Consider the following 25,270-nt stretch of genomic DNA (forward strand, 5'->3'; position numbering starts at 1 on the left):
CGACGAGCGCTGCCAGCGGCAGCGAGATCTCGGCGAATCCGGCAACGGTCCACGCGATCACGATGTGCACCAGCACAAACAGCAGCAGCTCGCCCGATGTCTCGATCTGGAATCCGAGCCGCGAGATGAACCAGCCCAGGATCAGTCCCAGCACCGCACCGCCGATACCCAGCTGGACGAAGTTCACCAGGGCGCCGCCGATATCAGCAGCTTCGTCTGACAGCAGCAGCGCAATCGGGAGCACCGCAGCGAAGGTGGTGGTTGCGAGCGCGTCCGACACTGCGTGGGTGCCGACAATGCCAGTGGGATAGCTGCCGCGGGCACGTACGGAGGTCACGATGTGCGCGATCGTCATCGGCGCGCCAGCACCGGCGAGCGCGCCGAGCACCAGCGCGACCGGACGGTCGGCACCGAGCCTGCTCGTCACCCAGAACACCGCGACGGCGCTCAGTGCGAACTGGATGACGCCGGTCGTGAGCGTCCATCTCGCGGCTCTCAGTGCCCGCACCGAGACTCGCTCGCCGATCACGAACATGAGCACCGCCAGCGCCACCTCGGTGACGGGGCGCAGCGCGATCAGCGACGGCTCGTCGATCAGCTGCATGAACGGCGGCCCCGACGGGCCCAGCAGCGCACCGACGATGAGGAAAGCGACCAACTCGGGCAGGTGATGTCGCGCCAGCAGCCGGCTGGCCAAGTACGCCAGCCAGGCCAGCACGGCGAACGCGACGAGCGTGTCGTTCACAGTCGTGTCACCGCCCCGGCAGGTGCCAGAACCATGTGGGCAGGGAGTCGATCAGCTCCCAGATGACTCAGACCCAGATCAATCAGAGGCAGCCGAGACCGGCTCGAAGTTGGGGTCGCGCTGCTCCACGAAGCTCTGGACGCCTTCCTTGAAGTCCGGTCGTGTGAGCGATTCCCGCATGAGCGCGTTGGACTCCTCCAGGGCGTCGCTGCGTGCCTCGTCGAGCTGTCCCCACACTTGGCGCTTGATCTGGGCCATCGACCACGGAGCGCTGAAACGTCCCAGGTCACGCGCGTAGCTGATGGCCTCGTCGAGCAGCTCGTCGGGCGGGAAGACTCTGCTGACCACGCCCATGTCCTTCGCCTCGTCGGCCAGGAAGACGCGGCCCGACATGAGAATGTCGAGAGCATTCGACGGACCGACCACGCGGGGCAGCATCCACGAGACGCCATGCTCGGCGATGAGGCCGCGGCGCACGAACGCACTCGTGAACTTGGCGCCCTGAGCCGCAAACCGGACATCGCACATCATGGCGTGCACAAAACCCAGCCCGGCGCATGCCCCGTTGACCGCCGCCACAACCGGCTTGGGGATGGACAGGGCGTAGTCGTGGCGCTCGTTGCGCAGGCGGGCCGGGGCCTCGTCGGAGCCTTCGCCTTGGCCGCTGCTGATTCCCTGCAGGTTGTCCATGTCGGCACCGGCGCAGAATCCCCGGCCCGCTCCGGTCACCACGATGGCGCGGACGTCAGGATCGGCGGCAGCCCGATCAAGGGCGTCGAAGTAGCCGGTACCCAGCTCGCCGGTCCAAGCATTCAAGCGCTCGGGACGGTTCAACGTGATGACCGCTACGCCGTCATCGGCCTCGTACAGCACTGTGTCATTCATCCGGCTTCTCCTTGCTGGTGCCGCCGCGGCCACGCTACTCGCGCTAGTTGCGAGGCATCTCTTCGACGGTCACCGTGTCCATCGTGTCGCCGACGGCGATGGAGAGGGCCACGTCCATTCCCTCGGTCACGTAGCCGAACAGGTTGTACGCGGGCTGCAGCTTGGCGCGGCAGTCGTCGATGCAGATGAAGAACTGACTGCCGTTGGTGTCCGGCCCGGCATTGGCCATCGCGACGGCGCCCAGCGTGTATTCCGCCTTCACGGGCTCGTCGGCGAAGCGATACCCAGGGCCCCCGCGTCCCGAGCCCTCCGGGCAGCCGCCCTGAATGACGAAGTCGGGCACGACTCGATGGAAGGTCAGCCCCGTGTAGTAGCCGTCCTGGGCCAGGTTGACGAAGTTGTTCACCGTCACCGGCGCAAGCTGGGGATCGAGGTCCATGACGATGCGGCCCTTGGACGTGTCGAGCGTGACACGCCAGATCGCATCGGTGTTGATGTTCATTGCAGGTGCAGAAGCCATGAAGCAGCGACGCTACCTGCGATGGCCCTTTTCGGGCGAACGCCGGCGAAGCTTCGGCGTTCGCACTAATCAGTGGAGCGCAGTGTCTTTCCGGTGAGCGCACCGGTGTGGGTGCCGTCGCGCATGAACATCTGCCCGTTCACGAGCGTGGCGTCGTAGCCGGCCCCCCGCTGGATGTAGCGGCCCGCACCGCCCGGAAAGTCGTACACGTACTCAGGACCCGACAGCGACAGGCCCTCGACGTCGATGACGTTGATGTCGGCGAACCGCCCGGCTTCGAGCCGCCCCCGGTCAACCAGCCCGAACAGGTCGGCGGTGTCGGAGGTGATCCGGCGTATGCCCTCGGGCAGCGAGAAGAACCCGTTGTCCCGCACCCAGTGACTCAAGAAGAACGTGGGCTGGCTGGAGTCCATGATCTGCCCGACGTGAGCCCCTGCGTCGGCGAGGCCCATCACGATGGAGTCGTGGCTGAGCATCCGCTCGATCGCGTCGAAGTCCTGGTTCAGCACCGGCAGGCTCAGCATCACGGTCCCGTCGGAGCGATCGGTCGCATCCAGGAACAGCTCCACCGGGGTCACACCGGCGGCCGCGGCCTGAGCCTCGAGCGTGCCGTCGGGCCCGATCCGGTAGTTCGGATTGACCGCATCAAGCAGGTACAGCCGGCTCAGGTCGACGAGGGAGTTCGCCATGCCCGTCGAGTTCTTGTCCGACGAGTTGGCCTCCGCCACCAGCGCCGCACGGGTCGCTGGATCGCGGATCGCCTCGAGGCGACCGGCCACGTCGAGGTCGCGCAGCGATCGCCACGTCTCGCCCGCCCGATCCCACGGAGTGCGGTGCTGGATGCCGAGCACGACGCCGATGGCACGGCAGGTGGTCTGCGGTCGCAGGTTCGCGCCGACGGCGTTCTGCTCGGTGACGTAGCCGAGCACCAGGTCGCTCATCTCGGGCTTGCGCGCCGAATACACCAAGCCGAATGTGCTGGGCTGGCCGCTGCGCCGAGTGATCTCGCCGAGCACCTCGATCTCGTGGCGGCCTCCGGCGAAGTCCGGCCCGGCAGCCTCGAAGCGAGGTGCCGACTCGAACACGCCGCGGCCATGGCGGCCCAGGACATCGCCGAAGGCGTACAGCTCGTTGTCATCGGCAAACGTGCCCGGGATCGGGCGTCCGTCAGGCGTGCGATGGAGCAGCGTGCGCGAGGTCGAGAAGCCCAGCGCGCCGGACCCCATCGCCTCGTCCACCAGCTCGCACATCGCTGCGATCTGGGATTCCGATGCGGGACGCTCGTCGAGGCTGTCAGGGCCCATCGTGTGCCAGCGGACGGCGACGTGGCCGACCATGCCGCCGACGTTGAGCCCCTTGGGCATGCCGTCCAAGAAGGCCAAATACTCGCCGTAGGAACGCCAGTCCCACGGAAGGCCCTGCATCATCGACTTCTTCGGGATGTCCTCGACGGACTCCATGACCTCGGCGATGTACTCGATGTCCTCGGTCTTCACGGGAGCGAACGTGACACCGCAGTTGCCCATCACCACTGAGGTCACACCGTGCCAGCACGAACTCGAGCCGATGGGGTCCCAGGCCAGCTGCGCGTCGAGGTGAGTGTGGATATCGACGAAGCCAGGCGTCACCACCTTGCCCGCGGCGTCGATCTCGGTGCGTCCGGCGTCGGGCACCTCTCCGACCGTCGTGATCCGCTCGCCGTCGATGGCGACATCGGCAACCTTGGCGTCGCTGCCGGTCCCATCGACCACTAGGCCGCCTCGAATGACCGTGTCGTGCGACATCGCGCGCTCCCCTGCTCGTCCCAGTTCGCGACAGCCGAGCTTAGAGCCGCATCGGGCCATCACGCTGTTGTCTCCCCCCTCGTGCGTGGGCTTCGGTACTCTGCATTGGATGCCGACTCCCCACCGGAGCGCAACTGGAAGGGCGAATGCCGTGCACCAACTCGACTCCCGCCTCGGAAACTTTGCCGCGCGCTGGCGTGTGCTGGCTGCAGCTGCGGCCATCGCGCTGCTGGTCAGCGCCTGCGGTCTGTTGAGCGACGACGAAACGGACGCGACGACGACCACTGCCGGTGAAGACGGGGCCATGACCGAGACAGAGGCCGACACCCCCACCATGGTCACTGCCGCTCCGACGACGACTGCGGCCGATGACGCGATGGCAGAAGACGAGCCTGACGGCCCCGATGTGACAGTCGAGTCGAAGCTCTCGACGGCCGGATTGGGCCCGGTGCAGATCGGCCATTCCCTCGATGACGCCCGCACCGCTGCTGGAGCACTGCTGATCGCCGTGCCCGGGGGCAGCGACGCGTGCCGTTACTACACAGTTCAGAACGGCCCCGAGGGCGTCCGGTTCTTGGCCGTCAACGCCGAGATTGTCCGGGTCGACATCGAAGCCGGTCCGATCACGACGATCTCGGGCTACGGCATCGGCTCCACCCGGAGCGAGATCGTCGAGGCCTTCGGTGACAGGATCGAAGACGGGCCCGGCCTCTCGGCGATCCAGTACGTACCGGTCGACGCCCCCGACATCGACAAGCGGGTGGTGTGGGAAGTGGATGAGGCTGGCGCGGTGATCTCGCTGCGAGCCGGACGGCTCCCCCACATTGAGCCAAGGGTGGCCTGCACCGGCTGATCGCAACAGGTCACAACAAGCTGACCGGAGCTGTTCCGGCTCGAGCTGGCTGGCTCGCGGCTCAACTGCTGACGGCGTCGCCCAGGTTCTTGACGACGTCGATCCATAGCTGCGTGGTGAGCGCCAGCGAATCGACATCGACGCGCTCGTCGTTGCCGTGGAACCGCAGCATGAAATCGTTGGAGTTCACCCGGTTGCTGAACAACCCCGCGCCATAGGCCACGGTGCCCTTCAGGCGAAAGAAACGGGCGTCGGTCGCGCCGACGATCAGCTGGGGGATCACCGGCGCACCTGGGTGAGCCTTCGCCATCAGCTCGCTCAGCAGCTGCCACATCGGCGTATTGGTCGGCGAGAAGCTGGCCGGGTCGTCGTGGAGGTGCTCGATCTCCACCTCGTCGAATAGCTCGCCGAGCGCCGCCTGCAGGTGCTCGTTCACGGCGACGGGATCGCCCGGGGCAGTGCGGATGTCCACCTCGATCTCGACCTTGTCGGGGATGATGTTGGTCTTGTTGCCGCCGCCTACGACATTCGGGCTGAACGTGGTGTGGCTGCACGCGTGCAGGTGGCGCGCCAGGCCCGGTGAGTCGATGCCTGCGACAGCGTCGTAGACGCGGCCCGGGTCGAGCAGCGCTTCGCGGGTCTCGTCGTCGACCCTCAGCGTCGAGACGTGGTGCTGCCACATCTCGGTGAGCTGAGGCGCCGGCCGGTACTCGGCGATGCGGCGCACGATCTCGGCTGCCTTGATGAGGGCGTTGTCGGTGCCGAACGGCATGGAGCCATGGCCGGGCGTGCCGCGCACGGTGAGCCGGCGCCAGCCGATCCCCTTCTCCCCCGCCGCCAACGTGATCTTGGTGCCCTGCGGCGTGTGATTCGGCATGCCGCCGAACTCGGTGAGCACGTAGTCGCACTCGATGGCGTCCCAGTGGTGCTCGGCCATCCACTTGGCGCCGTAGGTGCCGCCCGCTTCCTCATCGGCGACGCCGAAATAGATGACATCGCCCTTCGGCCGGTAACCGCTGCGCACGATGTGACGGAACGCCACTGCCATCGACGAGGTCAGGTTGAGCATGTCGACCGCGCCGCGTCCCCACACCTCGCCATCCACCAGCTCGCCGCCGAAAGGTTCACGGCTCCAGCCGTCGGCGTTCACCGGCACCACGTCGGTGTGGCCCATCAGGCACAGCTTGGGCGCCGACGGATCGGTGCCTGAGATGCGGGCCACCAGTGATCGGCGCCCCGGCTCGGACTCGAAGCTCTGCATGTCGACGCCAGGACCTTCCAGGTACGTCTCCAGCAGGTCGCTGTTGCGGACCTCCTCGCCCGATTCGACCCTCCCGTCGTTGACACAGGCATTGCGGATCATCTGCTGCAGCAGATCGATGGTCTGGTTGGTCAGCGCTGGATCGGTGTGGTCGAGGTCGCCCATATGGCGATGTTACGACTGCGCCTGCACACCAGATGGCGAGCCGTCGATCTTGGTCACAGGTGCACAGCCACGGCTACGGTGAACGTCATGAACGCGGCAACTGACACCTTCGCTGGCCCATCGACGGCGTCCGATCTGGAGACGTTCAGAGAGACGGCGGCTGCGTTCCTGCGCGACGCCGTCGAAGCGGGCGTGGCGTGTCCCGCGTACGGCGCCATCCTGGTGCCTGCGCTGCATGATCAGGCCCGTGTCTGGCAGCGCTACTGCTACGACCACGGCTGGGCCGGGCTGCATTGGCCGACCGAGCACGGCGGTCGTGGGCTGACCCGGGCGCATACCGGCGTGTGGATGGAGGAGTGCGAACGCGCGAGCGTTGCCCCCTACCTGAACCTGCAGGGGATCGTGCTGGCGGGCGAAGCCATCATGCGCACCGGCACCGAGCGCCAGCGTGAGCAATTCCTGCGTCCGATCCTGACGGGCGAGGTGCTGTGGTGCCAGCTGTTCAGCGAGCCCGGCAACGGCTCAGACTTGGGCGGGCTCACCAGCGCTGCAGTGCCCGACGGCAGCCATTTTGTGCTGAACGGCCAGAAGGTGTGGTCGTCGAACGCCCAGTTCGCCGAGTACGGCATCTTGATGGCCCGCACCGAGCCCGATGCCCCCAAGCACCGCGGCATCAGCTTCTTCCTGCTCGACATGACGCTGCCCGGCATCGAAGTGCGGCCGATCAAGCAAATGACCGGCGACAGCGAATTCTGCGAAGTCTTCTTCGACGACGTCGCTATGCCCGCGGATGCGCTGTTGGGCGAGCGCGGCGGCGGCTGGGGCGTCGCGATGGCAGTGCTGGAAGACGAGCGGGGCGGCGCCGGTTCCTCCGGGGTCATCAGCCTTCGCAAACGCCTCACCAAGATGATCGAAGCGGCAGGCGATGCGGGACCGCTGGGTCGGCAGTCGCTCGCTGAGCTGCACGCTCGGGGAAATGCCCTGGCGGCGCTGATGGAGCTGCACGGCGCCGATCCGCGCATGGCGCCAGTGGCCAAGCTGGCGAACAGCGAACTCGGTTACGACGAGGTCGCCATCGGCGCCAGCCTGCGCGGCGCAGACGCCATGTTGGCTTCAGACGAGACCGAGGCATTCCTGTACGCGCCGGGCATGCGCATCGCCGGGGGCACCAGCGAGATCCAGCGCAACATCATCGGCGAGCGGGTGCTGGGCCTGCCACGCGAACCCTCGCCGTAAAGTTGGCGGGCCGGTTGGCGTCACGCGGCCGGAACACAGCCCTGCGCAGAGCACAGAGTGGCGAGGGAGCCGGCATGGCGATTGCAACCGAGGCTGAACGGGAGGAATGGCGGGCCGGCAGCGCGGTGAATCCCGACCGAGAGCAAGCGCACTTCGGCGCGGGCGTCCCACCCGCCGCAGATCTCGCCATCGATGAGATCAACCCGCTGAACCCTCATCTGTTTCGCGAGGACCGCTGGCACGACCACTTCGCACGCCTGCGTCGGGAAGATCCCGTCCACCTCAACGAGCTGGGTTCGGCAGGACGTTATTGGTCAGTCACGAAATGGGCCGACGTCCGCGACGTGGAGAGCGACGACGAGACGTTCTGCTCGGCTCACGGCATCACCATCGGACCGCCCACAGACACTGATCTGCCTGCGACGCCACCGCTGAACTCGTTCATCACCATGGACGCGCCCGAGCACCGCCGCCAGCGCCGCACTGTCCAGCCGATGATGGCCCCGACCAACCTGCGAGACCTTGAGTCGCTCATCCGGGAACGCGCGACGAAGGTGCTCGACTCCCTGCCGGAGGGCGAGACGTTCGACTGGGTCGACACGGTGTCGGTCGAGCTGACCACGCTGATGCTGGCGACCCTGTTCGACTTCCCGCTGGAAGACCGCCGGAAACTCACCCGATGGTCCGACCTGGTCACCACCATCCCCGGCCCGGACGGGATCGTCGAGACCAGCGCCCAGCGGCGCGAGGAGTTCGCCGACTGCCTCCCGTACTTCGAGCGGCTCTGGGAAGAGCGGCGGACCAACCCCGGCAACGACATGATCTCGATGCTGGTCCACGGCGATGCCACCAGCCACCTTCCCGCCGCAGCCCACCTCGGCAATCTGATCCTGCTGATCGTGGGCGGCAACGACACCACACGCAACACCATGTCGGGCAGCGTGTATGCGCTCAACAAGTACCCCGATCAGTACGACAAGCTCATCGCGAATCCCGATCTCATCGCCAACTTCGTCCCGGAGATCATCCGCTGGCAGACACCGCTGTCGTACATGCGGCGCACTGCCACGAAGGACTGCGAGGTCGGCGGCAAGCAGATCCGCAAGGACGATCAGGTCCTGATGTGGTACGTGTCAGCCAATCGAGACGAGGACGTCTTCGGCGACAATGCCGACGACCTCGACATCGAGCGTCACAACGCCGCCAGCCATCTCTCGTTCGGCTACGGCTTCCACTATTGCCTCGGCAGCCGGCTGGCCGAACTGCAGCTGCGGGTGCTGTGGGAGGAGATCTTGCCGCGCTTCGGGCGCATCGAAGTCCAAGCCGAGCCCCAGCGCTCGCTCTCGTCGTTCATTCACGGCTACACCTACCTCCCCGTCCAAGTCACCCGGCGGTAGCCGCAACCGTTGCTTCGCCCGAGCCCAAGCCCCGAAGGAGTCCCCACATGACCGTGAAGTTCTGCTGGTTCAACCTGATGCCGTGGCCCGATCTGCCCGACGACTTCAAGACCGAGCATCGGTCGGTCTGGGTCGACATCGACGGCTCGCTGTTCGACCCCGAGCGCGCCAACGGCGTCTACCACGAGTACATGGATCAGCTCGAGTTCGCCGACGAGCTCGGCTTCGACGGCATCGGTGTCAACGAGCATCACCAGAACGGCTACGGCATCATGCCGAGCCCCAACATCATCGCTGCGGGCCTGGCCCGGCGGACCTCACAGGCGGCGATCTGCGTGATCGGCAACTCGATCGCCCTGTACAACCCGCCGCACCGCGTGGCTGAGGAGTTCGCCATGCTCGACTGCCTCAGCGGCGGCCGGCTGGTGGCGGGCTTCCCGGTGGGCACGCCGATGGACACCAACTTCACCTACGGGCAGATCCCCGCGCTGACCCGTGAGAAGTACTACGAGGCCCACGACCTGATCATGGAGGCATGGACCAACCCCGACGTATTCGCGTTCGACGGCAAGTACACCCAGCTGCGCTACGTGAACTGCTGGCCCAAGCCGATCCAGCAGCCGCACCCGCCGATCTACATCCCTGGCGGCGGCTCGATCGAGACGTGGGACTTCTGCTTGGAGAACGACTACAACTACTCCTACCTCAGCTTCAACGGCTATCTGGCGGGCCAGACGCTGATGGACGGGTACTGGAACCGTGTCGGCGAGCTCGACAAGTCCATGACGCCGGGGCGTGCGGGGTTCGCGCAGATCATCTGCACGGCGGCGACCGACGCCGAGGCCGAGGAGCTCTACAGCGAGCACATGCTGTATTTCTTCAACCGCTGCCTGCATGTGTTCCCCGGATTCGCCGACCCGCCCGGTTACCGGACGGTCAAGACCATCCAGGCGGGCAAGCTCGACCAGTTCCGCAAGGAGAACCAGGCGCTGTTCAAGCGGCTGACCTGGAAGGACTTGGTCGACGGCGGCTACGTCATTGCGGGCTCGCCCGACACCGTGCGCGAGCGCATGGAGGACATGATCAAGCGGCTGCGGGTGGGCACGGTGTTCTGCCTGCTGCACATGGGGAACATGCCCGACTGGAAGACCCGCTATTCGAGCCAGCTCTTCGCGGAGAAGGTGATGCCGGGCTTGCGCGGCATCTGGGGCGACGAGTTTGCCGACGCGGAGGACTGGTGGTGCAAGCCGATGGATGAGCGGGTGCGTCCCGAGGACACCATGACCGACGCCCGCCGCTACCCCGAGGCACCCCGGGGTCCGGCGGCATGAGCGCCACCGAGACGGCGCCTGCGCCGGCCTTCGAAGAGGTCGTCGTCACGACGCGGCGGGACGTGACGGCACCAGTGCGCGTCTACGAGCCAGCCGAGGTTGATGCGGCTGGGGCTGACGCCGCGACGGTCATGGCGCTTCACGGCGCAGGCGGCTGGCTGGGCGACGAACCGGTACTCGCAGGCCTAGCCGCTGCCGGGCTGCGCGTGGTGGCACCCGTGTGGCCCGCGTGGAGCGAGCACACCGACGAAGACCGCCTGTCCGACATGCTGGACTTCGCGCTGCACGGCTGGGACGTTGCGACCGAGATGGGCCTGCTGGATACCGGCGGCCCCAGCAACGGCGCCACGGGCGGCGGCCTGCACCTGATGGGCCACTCGATGGGCGGCATGATTGCCGCGGAGATGGCGGCGCTGGCGCCCCAGTCGGTGGCTCGGATGGCCCTGCTGTGCCCTGCGGGGATGTGGCTGGGCGACCACCCGATTCCCGACATCTTCGCGATGCTCCCCTACCAGCTTGCCGAGGTGCTCTTCGCTGATCCCAACGTCGGCGAAGAGGTGCTGACCGGCGGTGCCGACTTCTCCGACAACGCCACGCTGACGCGCTTCATGGTGGCGCGGGCCCGCCAGCAGGGCATGGCCGGCAAGATCCTGTTCCCGATTCCCAACCGGCGCTTCTCCGAGCGGGCCTACCGGGTGACGGTGCCCACGCTGCTGGTGTGGGGCCGCCAAGATCGGCTGATCCCGCCCGCCTATGCCGACGCATGGCAGGCGGCCCTGCCCGACGCGACCGTCGAGCTGGTCGACGGCGCCGGCCACATGCTCCCTTACGAGCAATCCGAAGCCGTCGTCGCGGCCGTTACGTCCCATTTGCACGGCTGAGCACCGAGTCCCGGCAGACGTGAACTAATCCTCGATCCAGGGGTTAAGCACGTCCAAGCCGTCGAAGCGGCTGAAGTCGCTGGTGTTGCGTGTGACGACGGTCATCGAATGCGCCATAGCGGTCGCCGCGATCAGGGCATCACTCACTGGCGCAGGGTCGGGAACGTGCAGTTGTGCTGCGATCCTCGCCACCTCGATGTCCACCGGGAGCGTGCGGCCCTCGAACGCAGCCCGCACATCGTCCTCCAGCCATCGCCGCAGGATCACGCCTGACGGCTCGTCGCGCCGCTCGACGAGTTGCACGCCGATCTCCAGTTCCATGAAGGTCACCACGGAGATGTACGTGAGCGCTGGTTCGACGCGTAAAGCCCACTGGATGACGCGTTGCTCGGCTCGTCCGGACGCGGCGCGGCGGATCTCCGACACCACGTTGGTGTCAAGCACGTACATCAGTCGAGTTCAGCCGGCTGAGCGAGCTCAGTCCGGTCGGGCAACCGAAGGTCGATGTCGCCGGCGCCAAGCGTCGTGCCCAGCAGGTCGACCAGCGACCGGCCGCCGCCGACGAGCAACCGGTAGTCCTCGTAGGTCACCAGCACATGGGTCGGCCGGCCGCGGTTGGTGACGAACACCGGCCCGCGGTGCGCGGCCGATTTGGCCTCACCGGTCGCCTGGTTGAATTCCCGGCTCGTCATCTGCCGCCCCGCCGCGTGTGAACTGCTCATAAGTAGCAATATTACTACATTTCTGCCGGGGTGAGTTGTGCTGCCAGGAAGGCAGCGGCTTCGGCGAGGGCTTGATCGGCCTCGGGCAGGTCGTGGTAGTGCCACGTGTGCCACATGTGCTCCCAGAGGTCGAGCGTGACGTCGACGCCCGCGGCCGCGGCCTTGCGCTGGAACTCGCGGGCTTGGGCCGCAAGCGGCTCATCGGCCCCTGCATGAACGAGCACGGGGGGCAATCCGCTGAGATCAGCGCGTAGCGGTGACAGACGAGGATCAGCAGGGTCGACGTCGCCGGCGTAGCAGTCGATGAGGCGGCGTCCCTCGTCGTCGGCGAGCGGGTTGCCGGGCACGGAAACGTGGTCCAGCAGAGGGCTGAACAGAGCGATCGCGGAGGGCCGCAGATCCTGACCTGTCGCAGTCACCGCGGCGCCGAGAGCGAGCGCTCCCCCGGATGAGTCACCGGCGAGCGCCACTGGGGTGTCTCCGGTGGCGAGCGCGAGGTAGACGGCCAGGACATCGTCGAGTGCCGCGGGAAACGGGTGCTCGGGCGGTTGGCGGTAGTCCACCGAGACCACGCGCAAGCCAGTGGCTGCGAGGCGTGCGGTGATCGGGATCGCCACAGCCGCGCTGCCCAGCACATAGCCACCGCCGTGTGCATAAACCAGGATCGGCGCGCCGGTGGGCGGGCCGGCCACTCGACAGGCGATGCCGCCGATGACCTCTCGGCCGTGAGGCACCGCTGGGTCGTCGTCGTCTCCCCACAGCGCATTGGTTTCGGCACGCCAGCGCTCCACCGCCGCATGGTCGGTCAGATCGGGCATCTGGATCGGCACCGACGGCTTGCGTCGGGCCTTGTAGGCGGAGGCCTCGGGAGACAATCGGTGCCGACGAAGGAAGGGCGCAGCGTCCCGGTTGGAGCTCACAACGACCCGATCGCAGCGCGCCTGCAGCGGCAGTGCTGGGACGCCGGATTAGAGCTCGTGCTCATGCACGGTGACTGAGGCCACTGCTTGCGGGCTGTACGACATCGGCAGCAGCTCGCAGTTCAGCCAAGCTTGACGCTGGTCGAGATCGTGGCCGCTGCCGCGCACGCCCGACACGCCATGTGGGACTACCCAACCGGAGCTGTCCCAGTCGCCGAGGTCGAATGCGTAGCGGGCAACCGAGCCGTGGATGGCCCGTTCGCCCGTCTCGGGCGCGGTGCCGCCTTGGCGGACCGTGTCGCCGTCGCCGGCGCAGCCGTCGACTGGCGGGTGCAGATCCCGCGCCGTCATGAGCGCTGACGCGAGCGGGTGCGGCGAGGCCATGCGATGCACCTTCCCCCACGTCCACGCGTGCGGATCGGGGCCGAGCCGCTGAGTCAGCTCGGCCGCGGTCTCGTCAACGCAGGCGCTGGTGGCCATGCGCCGACCGATGGGGTTGTCGAGCCCCGGGACCACGTCGAGGTTGCGCTCGCAGAGCATGCGCGTGGCGGCGCCCGCCGCCATCCGGCTGGCTTCTGCGGCGGGCGGCCATCCCGCCGCGCCCAGCTGGGCGCCGACGATGCCGAGTCGTTCGATGATTGCCTCGATGAGCCGCCGCTTGATGACCGCGTAGATCGTCGCCGGCGCCGAATCGGCGGTCATGCGCTGGTCCCAGTCGGCGAGCATGTCGAGCAGCGTGTGCGAGAGCTCGTGGCCGCATTCGACCGCGTACTCGGTGATCAGGCCGAGAACGTTGGAGGCCACCAGCGACGTCACATCGCCGTGGACGGCGCTCATGTCGGCCACCGTGGCACCCGTCATCGGCGTCACCAGCTCGCAGATGCGGTCGTGGCGGCTCGGGCCGGCGAAGTCCAGCGAGATGTACGGGCCGCCGTCGGCGGTGCGGTTGTTGGCTGTGACGAGGAAGCCGCGTTCGGGGTCGGTCCATTCCGGCAGGTCCTCGAACGGCACCGGTTCGAGGCCATCCCATGCGAACTCATCGGTGCCCGGCACCGGCGTCCAGCGGCTCGCCGGCTGGCGTTCGACCACACGTCCCCGGATCTTGAAAGCAATCGACCCGGCCCGGTCGGCCGCCAGCAGGTTGTTGACCGGCAGCACCCACGGCCTGACCGCCTCGATCAGCTCGGCCGTCGATCCCGAGACAAGCATCGGCCACAGGGCATCCAGCGTCGTGTCGGGGCCGAACATGCCGGTCCACTGCATCGACAGTGCAACGCCGTCGGCAGGATCGCCGAGCACCACTGGACCCCTCGGCGTGGAGCCGCACAGCACCTCGACGGTGCCCTCGCCCCGGATCTGGAGCTGCTCGATCCACCACGGCTCGCCCAGCGTCGAGCCAGGCTCGAAGCGCTCCACGAAGACGTCGGTGTCGTCGCACATGCCGTGCGTGATGCCCCACGCCACCTCCGCGTTGTGGCCGAAGTGGGGAAAGCCGGGCACGCCGGGAAAGCCCATCCCGATCGCGTCGAACTCGTCGCAGCGCAGGTGGCACTGGTGGTACACGTTCGGGAACTCGATGCCGCGGTGCGGATCGCCGGCCAGCAGCGGCCTGCCGCTGGCGGTGCGCTCCCCGCTGAGCGCCCATGAGTTGGACGCTCCGTCGGAGTCCATCGCTGCCGCCAGCCCCGCCATGTCGGCCGCGCACGCATCGAGCACGTTCGCTGCGTCGGCCAGCAGATCGGGGCGAGGTCCCTCTCCCGGCACCATCGCCGCATCGGCCTCGGTGTCGCCGACCGTGGCCATCACAGCTTCGGGGCCAGCCTGGGCCATGATCCGCCCCCGCCACAGCTTGCGGGTGAGGGTTCCCATGAAGATGTGGCGCAGCTTGTACACGGCCACGCAGTGCCACGGCTCCCAGGGCTCGGGCGGGGCCGGGTGGTGCTCGAATTCGGCCGGCAGCGCGTCCTCGTGTGTGGCGAGCCATCGGTTCACACCGCGCGCATAGTCCTCGCACATCGCCTGGGTGCGCCCGTCGAGCGCCGCGTAGTCGGCTTGGGAGATCGCGGCCAGCCCGAGCCGACGGAAGAAGGCGTCCTCACGGGCGCCGACCATCCCAACCACCTCGGCCCAGCGGCCCATGGCCCGGCGCCTATCCCACTCCATCTGCCAGATCCGGTCGTCGGCCGCCACCCATCCCTGCGCGGCGAACGCAGCCTCGGCCGACGACGCCTCGACATGAGCGATCCCCCACCGATCGCGCCGGACGGTCACGCCCAGCGCGCCAGCGGCGCCGTTGCCACCAGCATCGTTGCCAGGACCATCGCTCTGTGCCATGCCGGTCACGCTAGAAGCCCAAGCATCCCGCGTGACCGGCTGCGCACGATCAATCGAGCACACCGCGAGCGCTCGTACGAACCGGATGTGCTGCTCACGGCCATCGGCCAGCGCAGCGATCGGTCAGACAGCGGCGGCGAGAGCGCCTGCGAGGTCGAGGTGGCTGAACTCGAAGCCGTCCTCGGTGAGGGCGTCGGGCATGACCCGTGTCGAGTCGAGCAGTAGCGCTTGGCCCATCTCGCCGAGCGCTGCTCGGATCGCGAACTTCGGTGCCGACAGGAACGATGGGCGTCCTAGCGCCGCGCTCAGCGCACGCTGGAAGTCGCGCTGACGGACGGGATTGGGCGCTGTCAGGTTGTACGCCCCGCTGGCATCGCTGTCGATGAGATGACGGATAGCCCGCACCTCGTCTTCCAGGCTGATCCAGCTCCACCATTGGCGACCGGATCCCAGCGGGCCGCCGGCACCGAGCCGCGTGATCTTCGCCATCCGCTCAATGGCCTCGGCACCGGGCCCCACGACGAGACCGGTGCGGATACGCACCAATCGCACCCCGGCATCGGAGATCGGCACCGCGGCGCGCTCCCAGCGCATGCACACGTCGGCTAGGAAACCGTCGCCCGGCAGCGACCGTTCGGTCAGCTCCTCGTCGCCCCGGTTGCCATAGAAGCCGATCGCCGAGCCGCATACGAACACCGATGGCTTGACTTCGAGCTCACGGATGACCCCGGCAAGCAGCCGGGTGGAATCGACGCGGCTCGACATGATCGCTGCCTTGCGCGCAGCAGTCCACCGCCCGCCGATGCTCTCCCCCGCCAAGTGGACGATGGCGTCGAGCCCCTCAAGTGCAGATGCGTCGATGGTCCCCTCAGCCACGTCCCACGCGACCGTCGACTGGCCAGCCCCGTCGGCGGCGCTCGAAGCATCAACCGAGCCGGGCCGTCGCGAGATGCCGACCACCTCGTGACCGTCCGCGCGCAAACTCGCGGCGAGTGCGCCGCCGATTAGCCCTCGAATACCGGTGATCGCGACTCGCATGCTGTCCATAGCTCCCATGATGTCGCGCCCAGTGGCCGCCCTGAACACGATTCACAGGGCTGGCATGAGATCATGATGATTCAGCATCCCGGTTCGACCGGCACGGCGGCGGGGGACACACGACATGCGGCGTTTGCACCGGACCCCCATCGCTCTCGCCTGCGCGGTACTGCTCGCCACCGCGTGCACCGGGACGTCTGATCCCGGCAGCAGTCCTGATGATCCCGCCGGCGATCCCGATCTGCCGGTGGTCGTGCTCGGTGAGGACGACATCGTCCTCACGGCTGCGCTGGTGCACTTCGACGACTGCGGTGCACTGCTGGAGCACCTGCGTACTGAGTACGCAGCACGGGTCGGCCCGTGGGGCTTTGGCGGCGGCGGCTGGTTCGGCCTCGACGAGGACATGGCTGACGAGGAAATGGCCGATGGCGACAGCGGCGCCCTCTCTGCGACTGCACCGGTGGAGGGCGTCGACTTCTCGGGCACCAATGTGCAGGAACGAGGTGTCGACGAGGCCGATTTCGTCAAGACCGACGGTCGCCGTATCTTCACACTGTCAGGCGGCGAGCTCGTCGTCGTGGATGTCGCTCGGCGTCAGGTCATCGACACGATCACTGTGGCCGAGGGTTGGTCGCCGGAGCTATTCATCGACGGAGACAGCCTGCTGCTGATCGTGCGCTTCTTCGACGACGACTTTCACGTGCCCCAGACGGTGCTGCAGCGCATCGACCTCATCGACGGCCGGCTGTCGATCGTCGACACCATGCGAGTGGAGGGCGACTACCTCAGCGCTCGCAGCGTCGGCGGCATCGCACGCGTCATCATGCGCTACGACCCGCATCACAACTTCTCGTTCGTGTACCCGCAGAGCTCCCAAGGCGAGGACACCGCCGAGCGGGTGAACCGCAGGGCAGTGCTGAACTCGACGCTCGATGACTGGCTGCCCCGCTACGCCACCGGCAACGGCGAGGTCGCCGGGGGGCAGCAGCTCACCGACTGCGCCGATGTGCATGCCCCGTCGGTGTTCTCCGGCTTCGGCATCAGCACCGTGATGAGCGTGCCAGTCAGCGGCGACATCGACCCATCGTCGTCGACCGCTGTCACTGCCCCCGGCGACACGGTGTACGCGTCAGTGGATTCGCTGTACGTCGCGACGACCCGCTGGTTCGACCCCGAGCAGTTCGCCGACGACGAGGACGGCTGGAGGCGTGCCTGGCAGGAGCGCCGCACTGCCCTGCACCGGTTCGACATCTCCGGTGACGGCAGCGCCAGCTACGAGGCGTCGGGCGAGGTGACAGGAGAGATCCACAACCAGTTCTCGCTGTCCGAGCACGAGGGCTACCTGCGGGTGGTCACCACCGTGCGCAACCCGTGGGGCGACGAGTCGGAGTCGCATGTGCGGGTGCTCGAACAGCAGGGCGACGTGCTGGTCGAGATCGGCAGCGTGGGCGACATCGGCCGGGGCGAGAACGTCCAGTCGGTGCGCTTCGCCGGCGACATCGGCTACGTGGTCACGTTCCGCCAGATCGACCCCTTCTACACCGTCGACCTGTCGGTTCCGGCCGACCCGCGCGTGATCGGCGAGCTGAAGATTCCCGGGTTCTCCAGCTACCTGCATCCCATCAGCGACGATCTCGTGCTCGGCGTGGGCGCCGATGCGGATCTCGAAGGGCGCATCACCGGCGCGAAGGTGTCGCTGTTCGACGTCAGCAACCTCGCCGATCCCCGCGAGGTGTCGGTGTGGGCTGCACCCGACGGATGGCACGACGTCGGCTGGGACCACCGAGCGTTTCTGTGGTGGGCGCCAGAACGGCTCGCTGTGGTGCCGGTGACGGTGTGGCAGGACTTCTCCGGGGCGGTGGTGCTGCGTGTCGAGGACCGGTCCATCGAGGAGTTCGGCCGTGTGTCGCATGCTGATCCCGACGAGCGCCCCGGCATCACCGATTGCCGCAAGCTCACCGTCGACGACCTGCCGTCAGCCGAACGCAGCGAGTTCTCCTCCGACATCGAGTACCTGATCGTCGAGACCGGCAGCGGCGTGCTGGCCTGCGAGCCCGGCGAGGCGGGCATGACCGGCTTCGACTGCTACCACGATCCCTCCTTCGAAGGCGAGGCCGCGAGACTGGGTCTGCTGCGGGGCGACGAGTCGATCTCGGTCTGCTGGCCGAACCACGAGCCGCGGAGGATCGTGCGCAGCATCGTGATCGGCGACGAGCTGTGGACGCTGAGCTTCAAGGGCTGGGGGTTCGATGCGAGCCGTCGCGGCCGGCTCGAAGTCCACGACCTCGCCACCCTCACGCACCTCGCCGGAGTCGACTTGTAGCGAGCCCTCCTTCGGCCTAACGGCCCAGGGCCTATTGCTCGGCCTAGCGGCCCAGGGCCTATTGCTCGGCCTAGCGGCCGACGAAGTTGCCGGGGCGGCGTTCGCTGACGGCCTTCATGCCCTCGCGGGCGTCTTCGGTGCCCGACAGGCGCAGCTGTTCGGCTGCCTCGCGCTGGGTGACCTCGCGCACCTTGTCACCGAGACCGAGTCGAAGCGTGGCCTTGATGGCCCGCACCGCCAGCGGCGCATTGGTCGCGATCTCACGTGCCACTTCGATGGCACGGTCGCGCACCTGATCGGCGGGCACGCACTCGTCCGCCAAGCCCAGGTCCACCGCCTCGTCGCCCTTGTACCGCTTGGCGCCCAGCAGCACCTTCGCGGCACGCTCAGGCCCGAGCAGCAGCGGCATCGTCACGCTCATGCCGAAGCCTTGGTGGATGCCCAGCGAGGCGAAGTTGGCGCAGAACCGGGCCTCGGGGCACGTGATGCGGATGTCGGGCACCATCGCCAAGCCCAAGCCGCCGCCGATGGCGGGGCCATGAATCGCCCCGACGATGGGCAGCGTCACATCGAAGAGCCGGCCCGACCCTTGGTAGAGCTGCAGCGTGGCGCTGCCGCCGACCTTCTCTTCGGTACCGCCGCCGACGCCTTCGCCGCCCAAGTCGGCGCCAGCACAGAACGAGCGGCCCTCGGCGGCCAGCACGGCGCAGCCGATGCTCATGTCCTCTTCGAGTTCCACCATGGCGTCGGCAATGTCGTGCACCTGGCGGTAGCTCAGGAAGTTGTGCGGCGGGCGATCCATGATCACCAGCCCGACGCGCCCGTCCCGCTCGACCCTCAGTCCGTCTGCCATTGCCCCGTCTCCGATCACCCGATCTGCTGACCCGGTCTCTGCTCGCTCGGCGGCTCACGCTAGTGGTCGCCGAACTAGCGTGACCTCCCGAATACGGCAGCCGGAAACTCCGGGAACTCCACGGCCGCCGTGCACACGAGGCTGAGCCGAATGGCGAAGCCGTGGCCCGAGCGGCCCGTGAGCCCAATCACATAGACATGGGGAACAAGAGCGGGAAATACAGGGGGCAGCCGTGACTCAGACCGACACCGCCGACGCAACTACCGAGACCGCAGCGCACGTGCGCACGGCATCCATCGACTGGGACGAGCTGCTGGCGCGGCTGCAGGCCGTGCTGCGCATCCGCACGACACCCATCGGCATGAAGCTCTTCGAGACAGTCGAGGCGATGAACGAAGTGCCGCGGGTGCGCCGCCCGAAGGCCATCCACACCACCGATCAGATCGTGGGGATGGCGTGCCGGCTGAATTGGACCGTCGGCATCACTATGGACGACCTGGTCGGTGCCCAGTGCGGGGCCGTCATCGGCCTGCACCCCCAGGACGACAAGTGGCTGTCGGGCGACCGCATGGCCGGGGTGTGGTACGAGACCCTCGAAGACGCCTCCGCGCACCAGCACGCCATGGACTTCGTGCCCTACGGCACCTATGAGGCGATGGTCGTGTCGCCGCTGTCGTCGAAGCGACTGGACCCGCCCGATGTCTGCATGATCTACGCCACCCCGGCTCAGATGATCATCTTCATCAACGGCCTGCAGTGGCGGGAGTACAAGAAGCTGGAATGGGGCTGCGTGGGCGAATCGGCCTGCGCCGACTCGTGGGGCCGGGCGCTGCGCACCGGCGAGCCCAGCGTGTCGCTCCCCTGCTTCGCCGAGCGGCGCTACGGCGGCGTGATGGAAGACGAGCTGCTGATAGCGCTCACGCCCGAGGACCTGGTGGTGGCAGTCGAGGGCATGGAGGCGCTGGCGCGGAACGGCCTGCGCTACCCGATCCCGCCGTACGGCATCCAGACCGACGCCCGCGCCGGCCTCGGCGCCAGCTACGACTGAGCACACCGGCCGACCAACCTGATCAAGCGCAGATCAAGCGCAGAACAAACACAGACAGGGGACAACGTGGCACTGCAACCGACCAAGGAGGGCTTCGACCTCGGCATCGTCACCACCAACGGCGACGAGATGCTCGCGTTCTACCGCGACGTGCTCGGACTGAAATTCGAGGCGACGCTCAACATGGAGCAGGTGGGCATCGCCCAGATGCACCGGCTGTGGGCAGACAAGAGCTTGCTCAAGCTGGTGGTGCCTGTGGCTGACGTGCCGACGGGGGCCACAGGCGGCATCACCGGCGCCACCGGGCTGCGCTATTTCACCTTCAACGTCGGCAATTTCGAGGAAGTCATGGCCGCCTGCGAGGACGCCGGGGCCAACGTCATCTGGCGACGGCTCGAAGCGCGGCCCGGCGTGGTGGTCGGGATGGTGGAAGATCCCGACGGCAACTGGGTGGAGTTCATCGACAACCCCTGACATCACTCTCGGGTACTGCTCGCGACGGCTCCCCAACTCTGAAACTGACGGAGGTTGTTGACAGTCGGGGTTTCTCGTGAGAGGAAGTCCTGATGGACGATCGCAGACAGCCTCTAGTCCAAGAACTCGACGCCAAAATAGGTCGCGAGCTGGCCGACAAGTTCGGCAGTGTGCCAACGATCATCGCCGCTCAGCCGAGCGTGTTCGATGCCTTCAAGCTTGCTGTTTGGAACCGCCGCCTCGCCCCCAAGCACGATCACCAATCCCTCGATTCCTCGCAACCGCTCACGCTGATCCGACGGGAAGGCTCCGTCCCTCGACCCCGCGAGCACGAGGCACGCACCTCCAGGACCCAAGGGCCGCATCACTTGAAGCAGAGAGACGGCGTTGTACATATCGCTCTGTGCCGCGCGATCGCTAGCCACGACGATCGCTCGAGCCCCCGGGCCAACGCCGCACTCGCCCATGACATCTGCAGGCGGCAACACAGCAGCAGGTTCGTGAGCGCCGACTGGACCGACGACTAGCGCCAGTGGGACCGCGCACAACAGCACCGCAAGCGTCTCCCGCACGGGTCCCCTCATTTGGTTGTTTCCTCTTCGGGCTCAGGCACCTCTTGACACCTTCCTCGTGCGGGCCGATTGAAACTGATCAACAATTTCACATTTTCGGGAGCCACATGCTCCATAACCACATATGGCGCATGAGGAGTGATTCGAATCCGATGTTCCCACGCCGGTCAGCTCCACGCCCTGGGCACGCGCCCGGTCCACGAGCATCTCGGCCCAGTCCTTCATCGCCGCCTCGCCGGCAGCATCGCCCGCCGGCACAGCCAGCACGTCATGATCAGTCACAGACATGATCCTTCCCAGCCCACAGCCCCTAGCGCTGCGGCCCCTCAGATCACGCCCGATACACAAAAGTCCCGAGTGTCACTGTTGGGTCTGCCGGGGCTTTCTGCCAGGGGGTTACGGTCCGGCCTCGTGCTCGGCGGTGACTCCACAAAATTCTGGCCTGGTGCCTGTTGATTGACCTGTCGCGTCGAGCGTGGGGCCGGCAGGAGCGCTCCTGTCTTGAAGGGAGCCTGACTGTCTCGACTCGGTTGTGACGAAGCGCCCCTGCCGTCCCGGACCCACCGGAACATCACTTCCAGCAGGAGCACAGCATGACATCTGCGGTCGGGGGGATCGACCCCCACCAGGACACCTTCACTTTGGGGATCGTCGACGCCAACGGCGTCGAGATCGGCCACGAGACCTACGCGAACACCGCTGCGGGCTACGCCGCTGCGATCGATCTGCTCGACGTGCACGGCGTCGAGCAGGTCGGCGTGGAGGGCTCGGCGAAATGGGGAGCCCATGTCGCGATCGCTCTCGCCGCGGCGGGGTTCGACGCCCGCGAGGTGCCCGCGTCCCGCTCGGCCGCGCAGCGCCGATCTCGGCGGCTGGGCAAGACCGACGCCGTCGACGCGGTCGCCTCGGCGCGGGCGCTGCTGGCCGAGCCGACGCTGGGCCCCGTCCAAGCGCTGGAGGTCTATGACCCCCTCGTCGCTCAGATCGAGGCCGTGCTCGAGCACCGCAGAACCCTTGTGGCTGCTCGCACATTGATGCTGCACCACATCGCGGACCAGATCTCCAAGCTCCCCACCGAGATACGTGACCAGCTCACCACAGTCGGCAAGATCGAGAGCCGGCTGCGCCGCCTCGAACACCTCGACCCCGCCGCCTGCCCGACCCCCGCCGGCAGCTACCGCTTGGCCCAGCTTCAAGCGTTCATCGAACAAGACCGCGAAGCGCGCCGCGAGATCCGCCGCCTGGAGCGTCTCATCGACGAGCTGCTCGACCGCCACGGCACCACCCTGCGCGACGAGCCCGGCATCGGCCCCATCGCCGCAGCCACCCTGCTGTGCGAGGTCGGCGACCCCACCCGGTTCGACCGCGAGTCCAAATTCGCCCGCTGGTGCGGTACCGGCGCCGTCGCCTTGTCCTCAGGCGAAGGCGGCGGCCAGCCCGTCAAGCACCGGCTCGACTTCAGAGGCAACCGGCGCATCAACTCCGTGCTGCACATCGCGTCGGTCACCCAGGCCCGCAGCCAGCCCGATGCCGCCGCCTACCTCACCCGAAAAACCGGCGAGGGCAAGACCCGACGCGAAGCACGACGAGCCCACAAACGCCACCTCGCCAACCGCGTCATCCGCAGAATGTGGCGAGACGAAAAACACCGGCAACAGGCCCGACTTCACGTCGCCTAACCACCACACTTGACAAGGGAGCGTCCGACAACCCCATTCCTGGATAGGCCATCACCTATGCCATCAGGGGCTAGCTGGACCGCTGATCGGTGCGTTTCAGCTCGCCCAGCCACTTCGTCCGAGCGCCAGCGCCGACCGATGCCGACGCGAAGCGCATCGGCTCGGTCAGCGGCAGCGGCGACGACCGCGGGTTCGCGTTCTGGGGTTCGACCTTCGTGGATGTGCGGCCCCGGCATGGTGGCAACGGCCGATGTTTCGCGCCGATGACGGCGGCTTGATGGTGGAGCTTCACCACCGCATCGCCACCCATGGCCACGGCGGACGGACCACGCCGGCTTTCCGGTGGGTGTTCGAGCACGGCATCTTGCGCAATGTGGCCGCTGTGCCGCGGGGCGGCGGCGCTGCCGAGCTGTCGACGAGGCGCCTTGGGCAGCGCTGGGGAATCATGCGATTGGCTAGACAGCTCGACCAGCGTGATGCGCGTCGGCAGTGCTTCCCCCGCTGCCTTGCCCTTGCGGCTGTTCGTGACCCCATGGGGCATCAAAACCGGTTGTGGCCCCATACGGTTTGTGTGGTTACGCTGCGGCGGTGGAGAGTCTGACCGAGCATGGCGCTGTCGCTGCTGTCGCTGGGGGAGCATTTTTCACCATCGGTTGGATCGTCAAGAAGTTCACCGGCCGCATCGCTGACGAACTGAAGCAGCTCAGACGCGATATCAATGATCTAGAAAAGCAGACGATCAAGACAACCGCCGAACTCAGGGTCAGGAGACAGTCAGATGAGTGACACCGACGCTGCTGTCGAGTTCCGAATCGTGCTCAGCCGAGGCTCGGATGTCTTTCACGACGAGGTTTACGTCCTCGATCTCGACGCGCCCGAATGGGAACGGTTCGATCTCACCTATTCCGAGCAGCGCCGCTGTTCTGAGCTGCTTGAGGCGGCGCGCGAGATATGGCATGACGACCCCGACCGGCACACACAGCCTGACGAACTGCCCGTGCCGGTCAGAGCGTTGCTCGAAGCGATGATCGACATCATCGCTGAAGCGCTGAAGCGAACCATCGACAAGACGCCAGTCTCGGTCTAGCGACGCACGCTACGAGCGTGGTCGTTTCCCTTGGGCCGTTGCTCGACATCCGTCGGAATCGAGAAGCCTGCCTGATCGCCGACCGTTGGGCAGCAGCTGCGGACCGGCGCGCCTTGGGGCGCGGCAGTGCGTCTTAGGATCGCGGGCATCGCAGCGTTGGGAGCGTTGAGCAATGCCTGAGCCTCGGCGCAAGACCATCCACCATCTGCTGGACGAGGCGCGTTCGGGACTGGAGCGGGTCGCGCCCGCTGAGCTGGCAGAGCTGATGGGCTCCGGAAGCGGCGACGGCGAGTCGCAACTGCGTGTCATCGACATTCGCCCGCGAGATGACCGGGAGCGGACCGGCGTCATCGAGGGCTCCGAGCACATCGGGCAGCTAGTGCTGGAGTGGCGCCTCGATCCGGACTCGGGCGCTTCGGAGGGAACCGCGGCGGGTCTCGACGACCATCTGGTCATCGTCTGCAATCAGGGCTACAGCTCGAGCCTTGCCGCGGCCCAGCTCCAGCAGCTGGGATTCGCACGGGCCACCGATCTCGACGGCGGCATCGAAGGTTGGAAAGAGCACGGCTTGCCCGTGGTGCCACCGCCGAAAGCCGCAAACTCCTAGCCGACGGGCGGTGCAGGCCGCTCACGCAGCCGCGTGATCACGTCGGCCATGAAGTCGTCGTCTTGCGCGCCCGGGATCACGAGGCGACCGTCGAACAACCAGCTCGGCGTGGCGCTGATCCCCCACTCGTTCGCCCGGGTCATCGACGCCCGCAAGGCCGACAGCAGCTCGTCGTTGGCGACGACCCGTCGCAGCACGTCTGGGTCGATGGCCACGTCTGCCGCCAGGCTGACCAGCACTTCAGGATCGGCGACATCGAGCTCGTCTTCCCAGTAGGCCGCATAGAGCCGGTCGTGATAGCGCTCGGCGGCGTCGGGGTCGGCGTGCTCGACGGCCAGCGCGGCTTGGTGCGCCTTGGCGCTGTTGCGCAGGCGCTTGGGCACCACGAACGTGATGCCTTCGGCTTCGGCCATCTCGGCAATTCGCTCGAAGCTCATGCGAACCTCGACGCCCTCGAGCGGCACCTCGGGATGGATCTCGTACGCCAGCCAGGTGATGTCGAGATCGTGCCGTTCAGCCAGGCGGACCGCCCGGGCCCGTGCCAAGTGGCACCAC

General features: G+C 67.2%; 27 protein-coding genes. 12 read left to right on the forward strand and 15 right to left on the reverse strand.

The annotated features are described in order from the left end of the window. From ACOGW9_RS00440 to ACOGW9_RS00455, 4 genes are all read right to left on the reverse strand, one after another. On the reverse strand, positions 1-745 hold a 745-nt coding region (locus ACOGW9_RS00440), incomplete at its 3' end, for a cation:proton antiporter (protein WP_419907349.1). A 78-nt stretch (positions 746-823) separates the two neighbouring features. Beyond that, positions 824-1,630: an enoyl-CoA hydratase gene (locus ACOGW9_RS00445; RefSeq protein WP_419856235.1), complete on the reverse strand. Its 807-nt coding sequence runs from the start codon at positions 1,628-1,630 to the stop codon at positions 824-826. 43 nt (positions 1,631-1,673) lie between these two features. Further along, entirely contained in the window at positions 1,674-2,150 is a 477-nt protein-coding gene (locus ACOGW9_RS00450; protein WP_419856234.1) for a peptidylprolyl isomerase, read from the reverse strand. Positions 2,151-2,215: 65 nt separating this feature from the next. Beyond that, complete coding sequence (locus tag ACOGW9_RS00455; RefSeq protein WP_419856233.1) at positions 2,216-3,934, reverse strand: N-acyl-D-amino-acid deacylase family protein; 1,719 nt, start codon at positions 3,932-3,934, stop codon at positions 2,216-2,218. Between the two features lie 151 nt (positions 3,935-4,085). On the opposite strand from ACOGW9_RS00455, the gene ACOGW9_RS00460 reads away from it, so the two are divergent. Next, positions 4,086-4,787, forward strand: a complete 702-nt coding sequence (locus tag ACOGW9_RS00460; protein WP_419856232.1) for a hypothetical protein — start codon at positions 4,086-4,088, stop codon at positions 4,785-4,787. 61 nt (positions 4,788-4,848) lie between these two features. Here the strand turns inward: ACOGW9_RS00460 and ACOGW9_RS00465 are convergent, their stop codons facing one another. Next, on the reverse strand, positions 4,849-6,213 hold the full coding sequence (locus ACOGW9_RS00465) for a M20/M25/M40 family metallo-hydrolase (RefSeq protein ID WP_419856231.1): 1,365 nt from the start codon (positions 6,211-6,213) through the stop codon (positions 4,849-4,851). A gap of 87 nt (positions 6,214-6,300) precedes the next feature. Between ACOGW9_RS00465 and ACOGW9_RS00470 the strand changes: the two genes are divergently transcribed. The 4 genes from ACOGW9_RS00470 (at position 6,301) to ACOGW9_RS00485 (ending at position 11,058) form a co-directional block, all read left to right on the forward strand. Then, positions 6,301-7,449 carry an acyl-CoA dehydrogenase family protein gene (locus tag ACOGW9_RS00470; protein WP_419856230.1) on the forward strand — a complete coding sequence of 383 codons (1,149 nt, stop codon included), beginning with the start codon at positions 6,301-6,303 and terminating at the stop codon, positions 7,447-7,449. 74 nt (positions 7,450-7,523) lie between these two features. Continuing rightward, positions 7,524-8,846 carry a cytochrome P450 gene (locus ACOGW9_RS00475; RefSeq protein WP_419856229.1) on the forward strand — a complete coding sequence of 441 codons (1,323 nt, stop codon included), beginning with the start codon at positions 7,524-7,526 and terminating at the stop codon, positions 8,844-8,846. Between the two features lie 47 nt (positions 8,847-8,893). Beyond that, positions 8,894-10,177: an LLM class flavin-dependent oxidoreductase gene (locus ACOGW9_RS00480; protein WP_419856228.1), complete on the forward strand. Its 1,284-nt coding sequence runs from the start codon at positions 8,894-8,896 to the stop codon at positions 10,175-10,177. After that, the gene (locus ACOGW9_RS00485) at positions 10,174-11,058 is read left to right on the forward strand and encodes an alpha/beta fold hydrolase (RefSeq protein WP_419856227.1); all 885 of its coding nucleotides are present in this window, start codon (positions 10,174-10,176) and stop codon (positions 11,056-11,058) included. The genes ACOGW9_RS00480 and ACOGW9_RS00485 overlap by 4 nt, the downstream gene beginning before the upstream one ends. A 24-nt stretch (positions 11,059-11,082) precedes the next feature. Here ACOGW9_RS00485 and ACOGW9_RS00490 read toward each other — a convergent pair whose 3' ends face one another. The 5 genes from ACOGW9_RS00490 to ACOGW9_RS00510 all read right to left on the reverse strand — a co-directional run bounded on the left by ACOGW9_RS00490 (position 11,083) and on the right by ACOGW9_RS00510 (position 16,081). Then, entirely contained in the window at positions 11,083-11,508 is a 426-nt protein-coding gene (locus ACOGW9_RS00490) for a type II toxin-antitoxin system VapC family toxin (protein WP_419856226.1), read from the reverse strand. Next, positions 11,508-11,750: a type II toxin-antitoxin system prevent-host-death family antitoxin gene (locus tag ACOGW9_RS00495; protein ID WP_419856225.1), complete on the reverse strand. Its 243-nt coding sequence runs from the start codon at positions 11,748-11,750 to the stop codon at positions 11,508-11,510. The genes ACOGW9_RS00490 and ACOGW9_RS00495 overlap by 1 nt, the downstream gene beginning before the upstream one ends. Before the next feature lie 44 nt (positions 11,751-11,794). Next, positions 11,795-12,700: an alpha/beta hydrolase gene (locus tag ACOGW9_RS00500; protein ID WP_419856224.1), complete on the reverse strand. Its 906-nt coding sequence runs from the start codon at positions 12,698-12,700 to the stop codon at positions 11,795-11,797. A gap of 48 nt (positions 12,701-12,748) precedes the next feature. Further along, entirely contained in the window at positions 12,749-15,034 is a 2,286-nt protein-coding gene (locus ACOGW9_RS00505; RefSeq protein WP_419856223.1) for a penicillin acylase family protein, read from the reverse strand. Positions 15,035-15,157: 123 nt separating this feature from the next. Further along, a complete protein-coding gene (locus tag ACOGW9_RS00510) occupies positions 15,158-16,081 on the reverse strand; it encodes a TIGR01777 family oxidoreductase (RefSeq protein ID WP_419856222.1) in 924 nt (307 codons plus the stop codon). A gap of 115 nt (positions 16,082-16,196) precedes the next feature. On the opposite strand from ACOGW9_RS00510, the gene ACOGW9_RS00515 reads away from it, so the two are divergent. Continuing rightward, entirely contained in the window at positions 16,197-18,395 is a 2,199-nt protein-coding gene (locus ACOGW9_RS00515) for a beta-propeller domain-containing protein (RefSeq protein ID WP_419856221.1), read from the forward strand. A gap of 70 nt (positions 18,396-18,465) precedes the next feature. Here the strand turns inward: ACOGW9_RS00515 and ACOGW9_RS00520 are convergent, their stop codons facing one another. After that, entirely contained in the window at positions 18,466-19,248 is a 783-nt protein-coding gene (locus ACOGW9_RS00520) for an enoyl-CoA hydratase/isomerase family protein (protein ID WP_419856220.1), read from the reverse strand. A 280-nt stretch (positions 19,249-19,528) separates the two neighbouring features. On the opposite strand from ACOGW9_RS00520, the gene ACOGW9_RS00525 reads away from it, so the two are divergent. Further along, positions 19,529-20,296 (forward strand): DUF169 domain-containing protein, encoded by a 768-nt coding sequence (locus tag ACOGW9_RS00525; RefSeq protein WP_419907707.1) that lies wholly within the window; start codon positions 19,529-19,531, stop codon positions 20,294-20,296. 66 nt (positions 20,297-20,362) lie between these two features. Continuing rightward, positions 20,363-20,770 (forward strand): VOC family protein, encoded by a 408-nt coding sequence (locus ACOGW9_RS00530; protein ID WP_419907354.1) that lies wholly within the window; start codon positions 20,363-20,365, stop codon positions 20,768-20,770. Positions 20,771-20,883: 113 nt separating this feature from the next. Here ACOGW9_RS00530 and ACOGW9_RS00535 read toward each other — a convergent pair whose 3' ends face one another. Both ACOGW9_RS00535 and ACOGW9_RS00540 read right to left on the reverse strand, forming a co-directional pair. Next, a complete protein-coding gene (locus ACOGW9_RS00535) occupies positions 20,884-21,102 on the reverse strand; it encodes a hypothetical protein (RefSeq protein ID WP_419907356.1) in 219 nt (72 codons plus the stop codon). 273 nt (positions 21,103-21,375) lie between these two features. Continuing rightward, a complete protein-coding gene (locus tag ACOGW9_RS00540; RefSeq protein ID WP_419907358.1) occupies positions 21,376-21,624 on the reverse strand; it encodes a hypothetical protein in 249 nt (82 codons plus the stop codon). A 311-nt stretch (positions 21,625-21,935) separates the two neighbouring features. On the opposite strand from ACOGW9_RS00540, the gene ACOGW9_RS00545 reads away from it, so the two are divergent. Beyond that, the gene (locus ACOGW9_RS00545) at positions 21,936-23,021 is read left to right on the forward strand and encodes an IS110 family transposase (protein WP_419907360.1); all 1,086 of its coding nucleotides are present in this window, start codon (positions 21,936-21,938) and stop codon (positions 23,019-23,021) included. Between the two features lie 70 nt (positions 23,022-23,091). Here the strand turns inward: ACOGW9_RS00545 and ACOGW9_RS00550 are convergent, their stop codons facing one another. Then, on the reverse strand, positions 23,092-23,562 hold the full coding sequence (locus tag ACOGW9_RS00550) for a hypothetical protein (RefSeq protein WP_419907362.1): 471 nt from the start codon (positions 23,560-23,562) through the stop codon (positions 23,092-23,094). Positions 23,563-23,609: 47 nt separating this feature from the next. On the opposite strand from ACOGW9_RS00550, the gene ACOGW9_RS00555 reads away from it, so the two are divergent. The 3 genes from ACOGW9_RS00555 (at position 23,610) to ACOGW9_RS00565 (ending at position 24,715) form a co-directional block, all read left to right on the forward strand. Next, positions 23,610-23,807: a hypothetical protein gene (locus ACOGW9_RS00555; RefSeq protein WP_419907364.1), complete on the forward strand. Its 198-nt coding sequence runs from the start codon at positions 23,610-23,612 to the stop codon at positions 23,805-23,807. Continuing rightward, on the forward strand, positions 23,800-24,108 hold the full coding sequence (locus ACOGW9_RS00560) for a hypothetical protein (RefSeq protein ID WP_419907366.1): 309 nt from the start codon (positions 23,800-23,802) through the stop codon (positions 24,106-24,108). The genes ACOGW9_RS00555 and ACOGW9_RS00560 overlap by 8 nt, the downstream gene beginning before the upstream one ends. A 172-nt stretch (positions 24,109-24,280) precedes the next feature. Then, the gene (locus tag ACOGW9_RS00565) at positions 24,281-24,715 is read left to right on the forward strand and encodes a rhodanese-like domain-containing protein (RefSeq protein WP_419907368.1); all 435 of its coding nucleotides are present in this window, start codon (positions 24,281-24,283) and stop codon (positions 24,713-24,715) included. Here ACOGW9_RS00565 and ACOGW9_RS00570 read toward each other — a convergent pair. Then, positions 24,712-25,260: a DsbA family oxidoreductase gene (locus tag ACOGW9_RS00570; RefSeq protein WP_419907370.1), complete on the reverse strand. Its 549-nt coding sequence runs from the start codon at positions 25,258-25,260 to the stop codon at positions 24,712-24,714. The two genes, ACOGW9_RS00565 and ACOGW9_RS00570, sit on opposite strands and share 4 nt — an antisense overlap. Positions 25,261-25,270: the final 10 nt, after the last annotated feature.

Source organism: Candidatus Poriferisodalis sp. (assembly GCF_965203655.1).
Taxonomy (GTDB): domain Bacteria; phylum Actinomycetota; class Acidimicrobiia; order Acidimicrobiales; family Poriferisodalaceae; genus Poriferisodalis.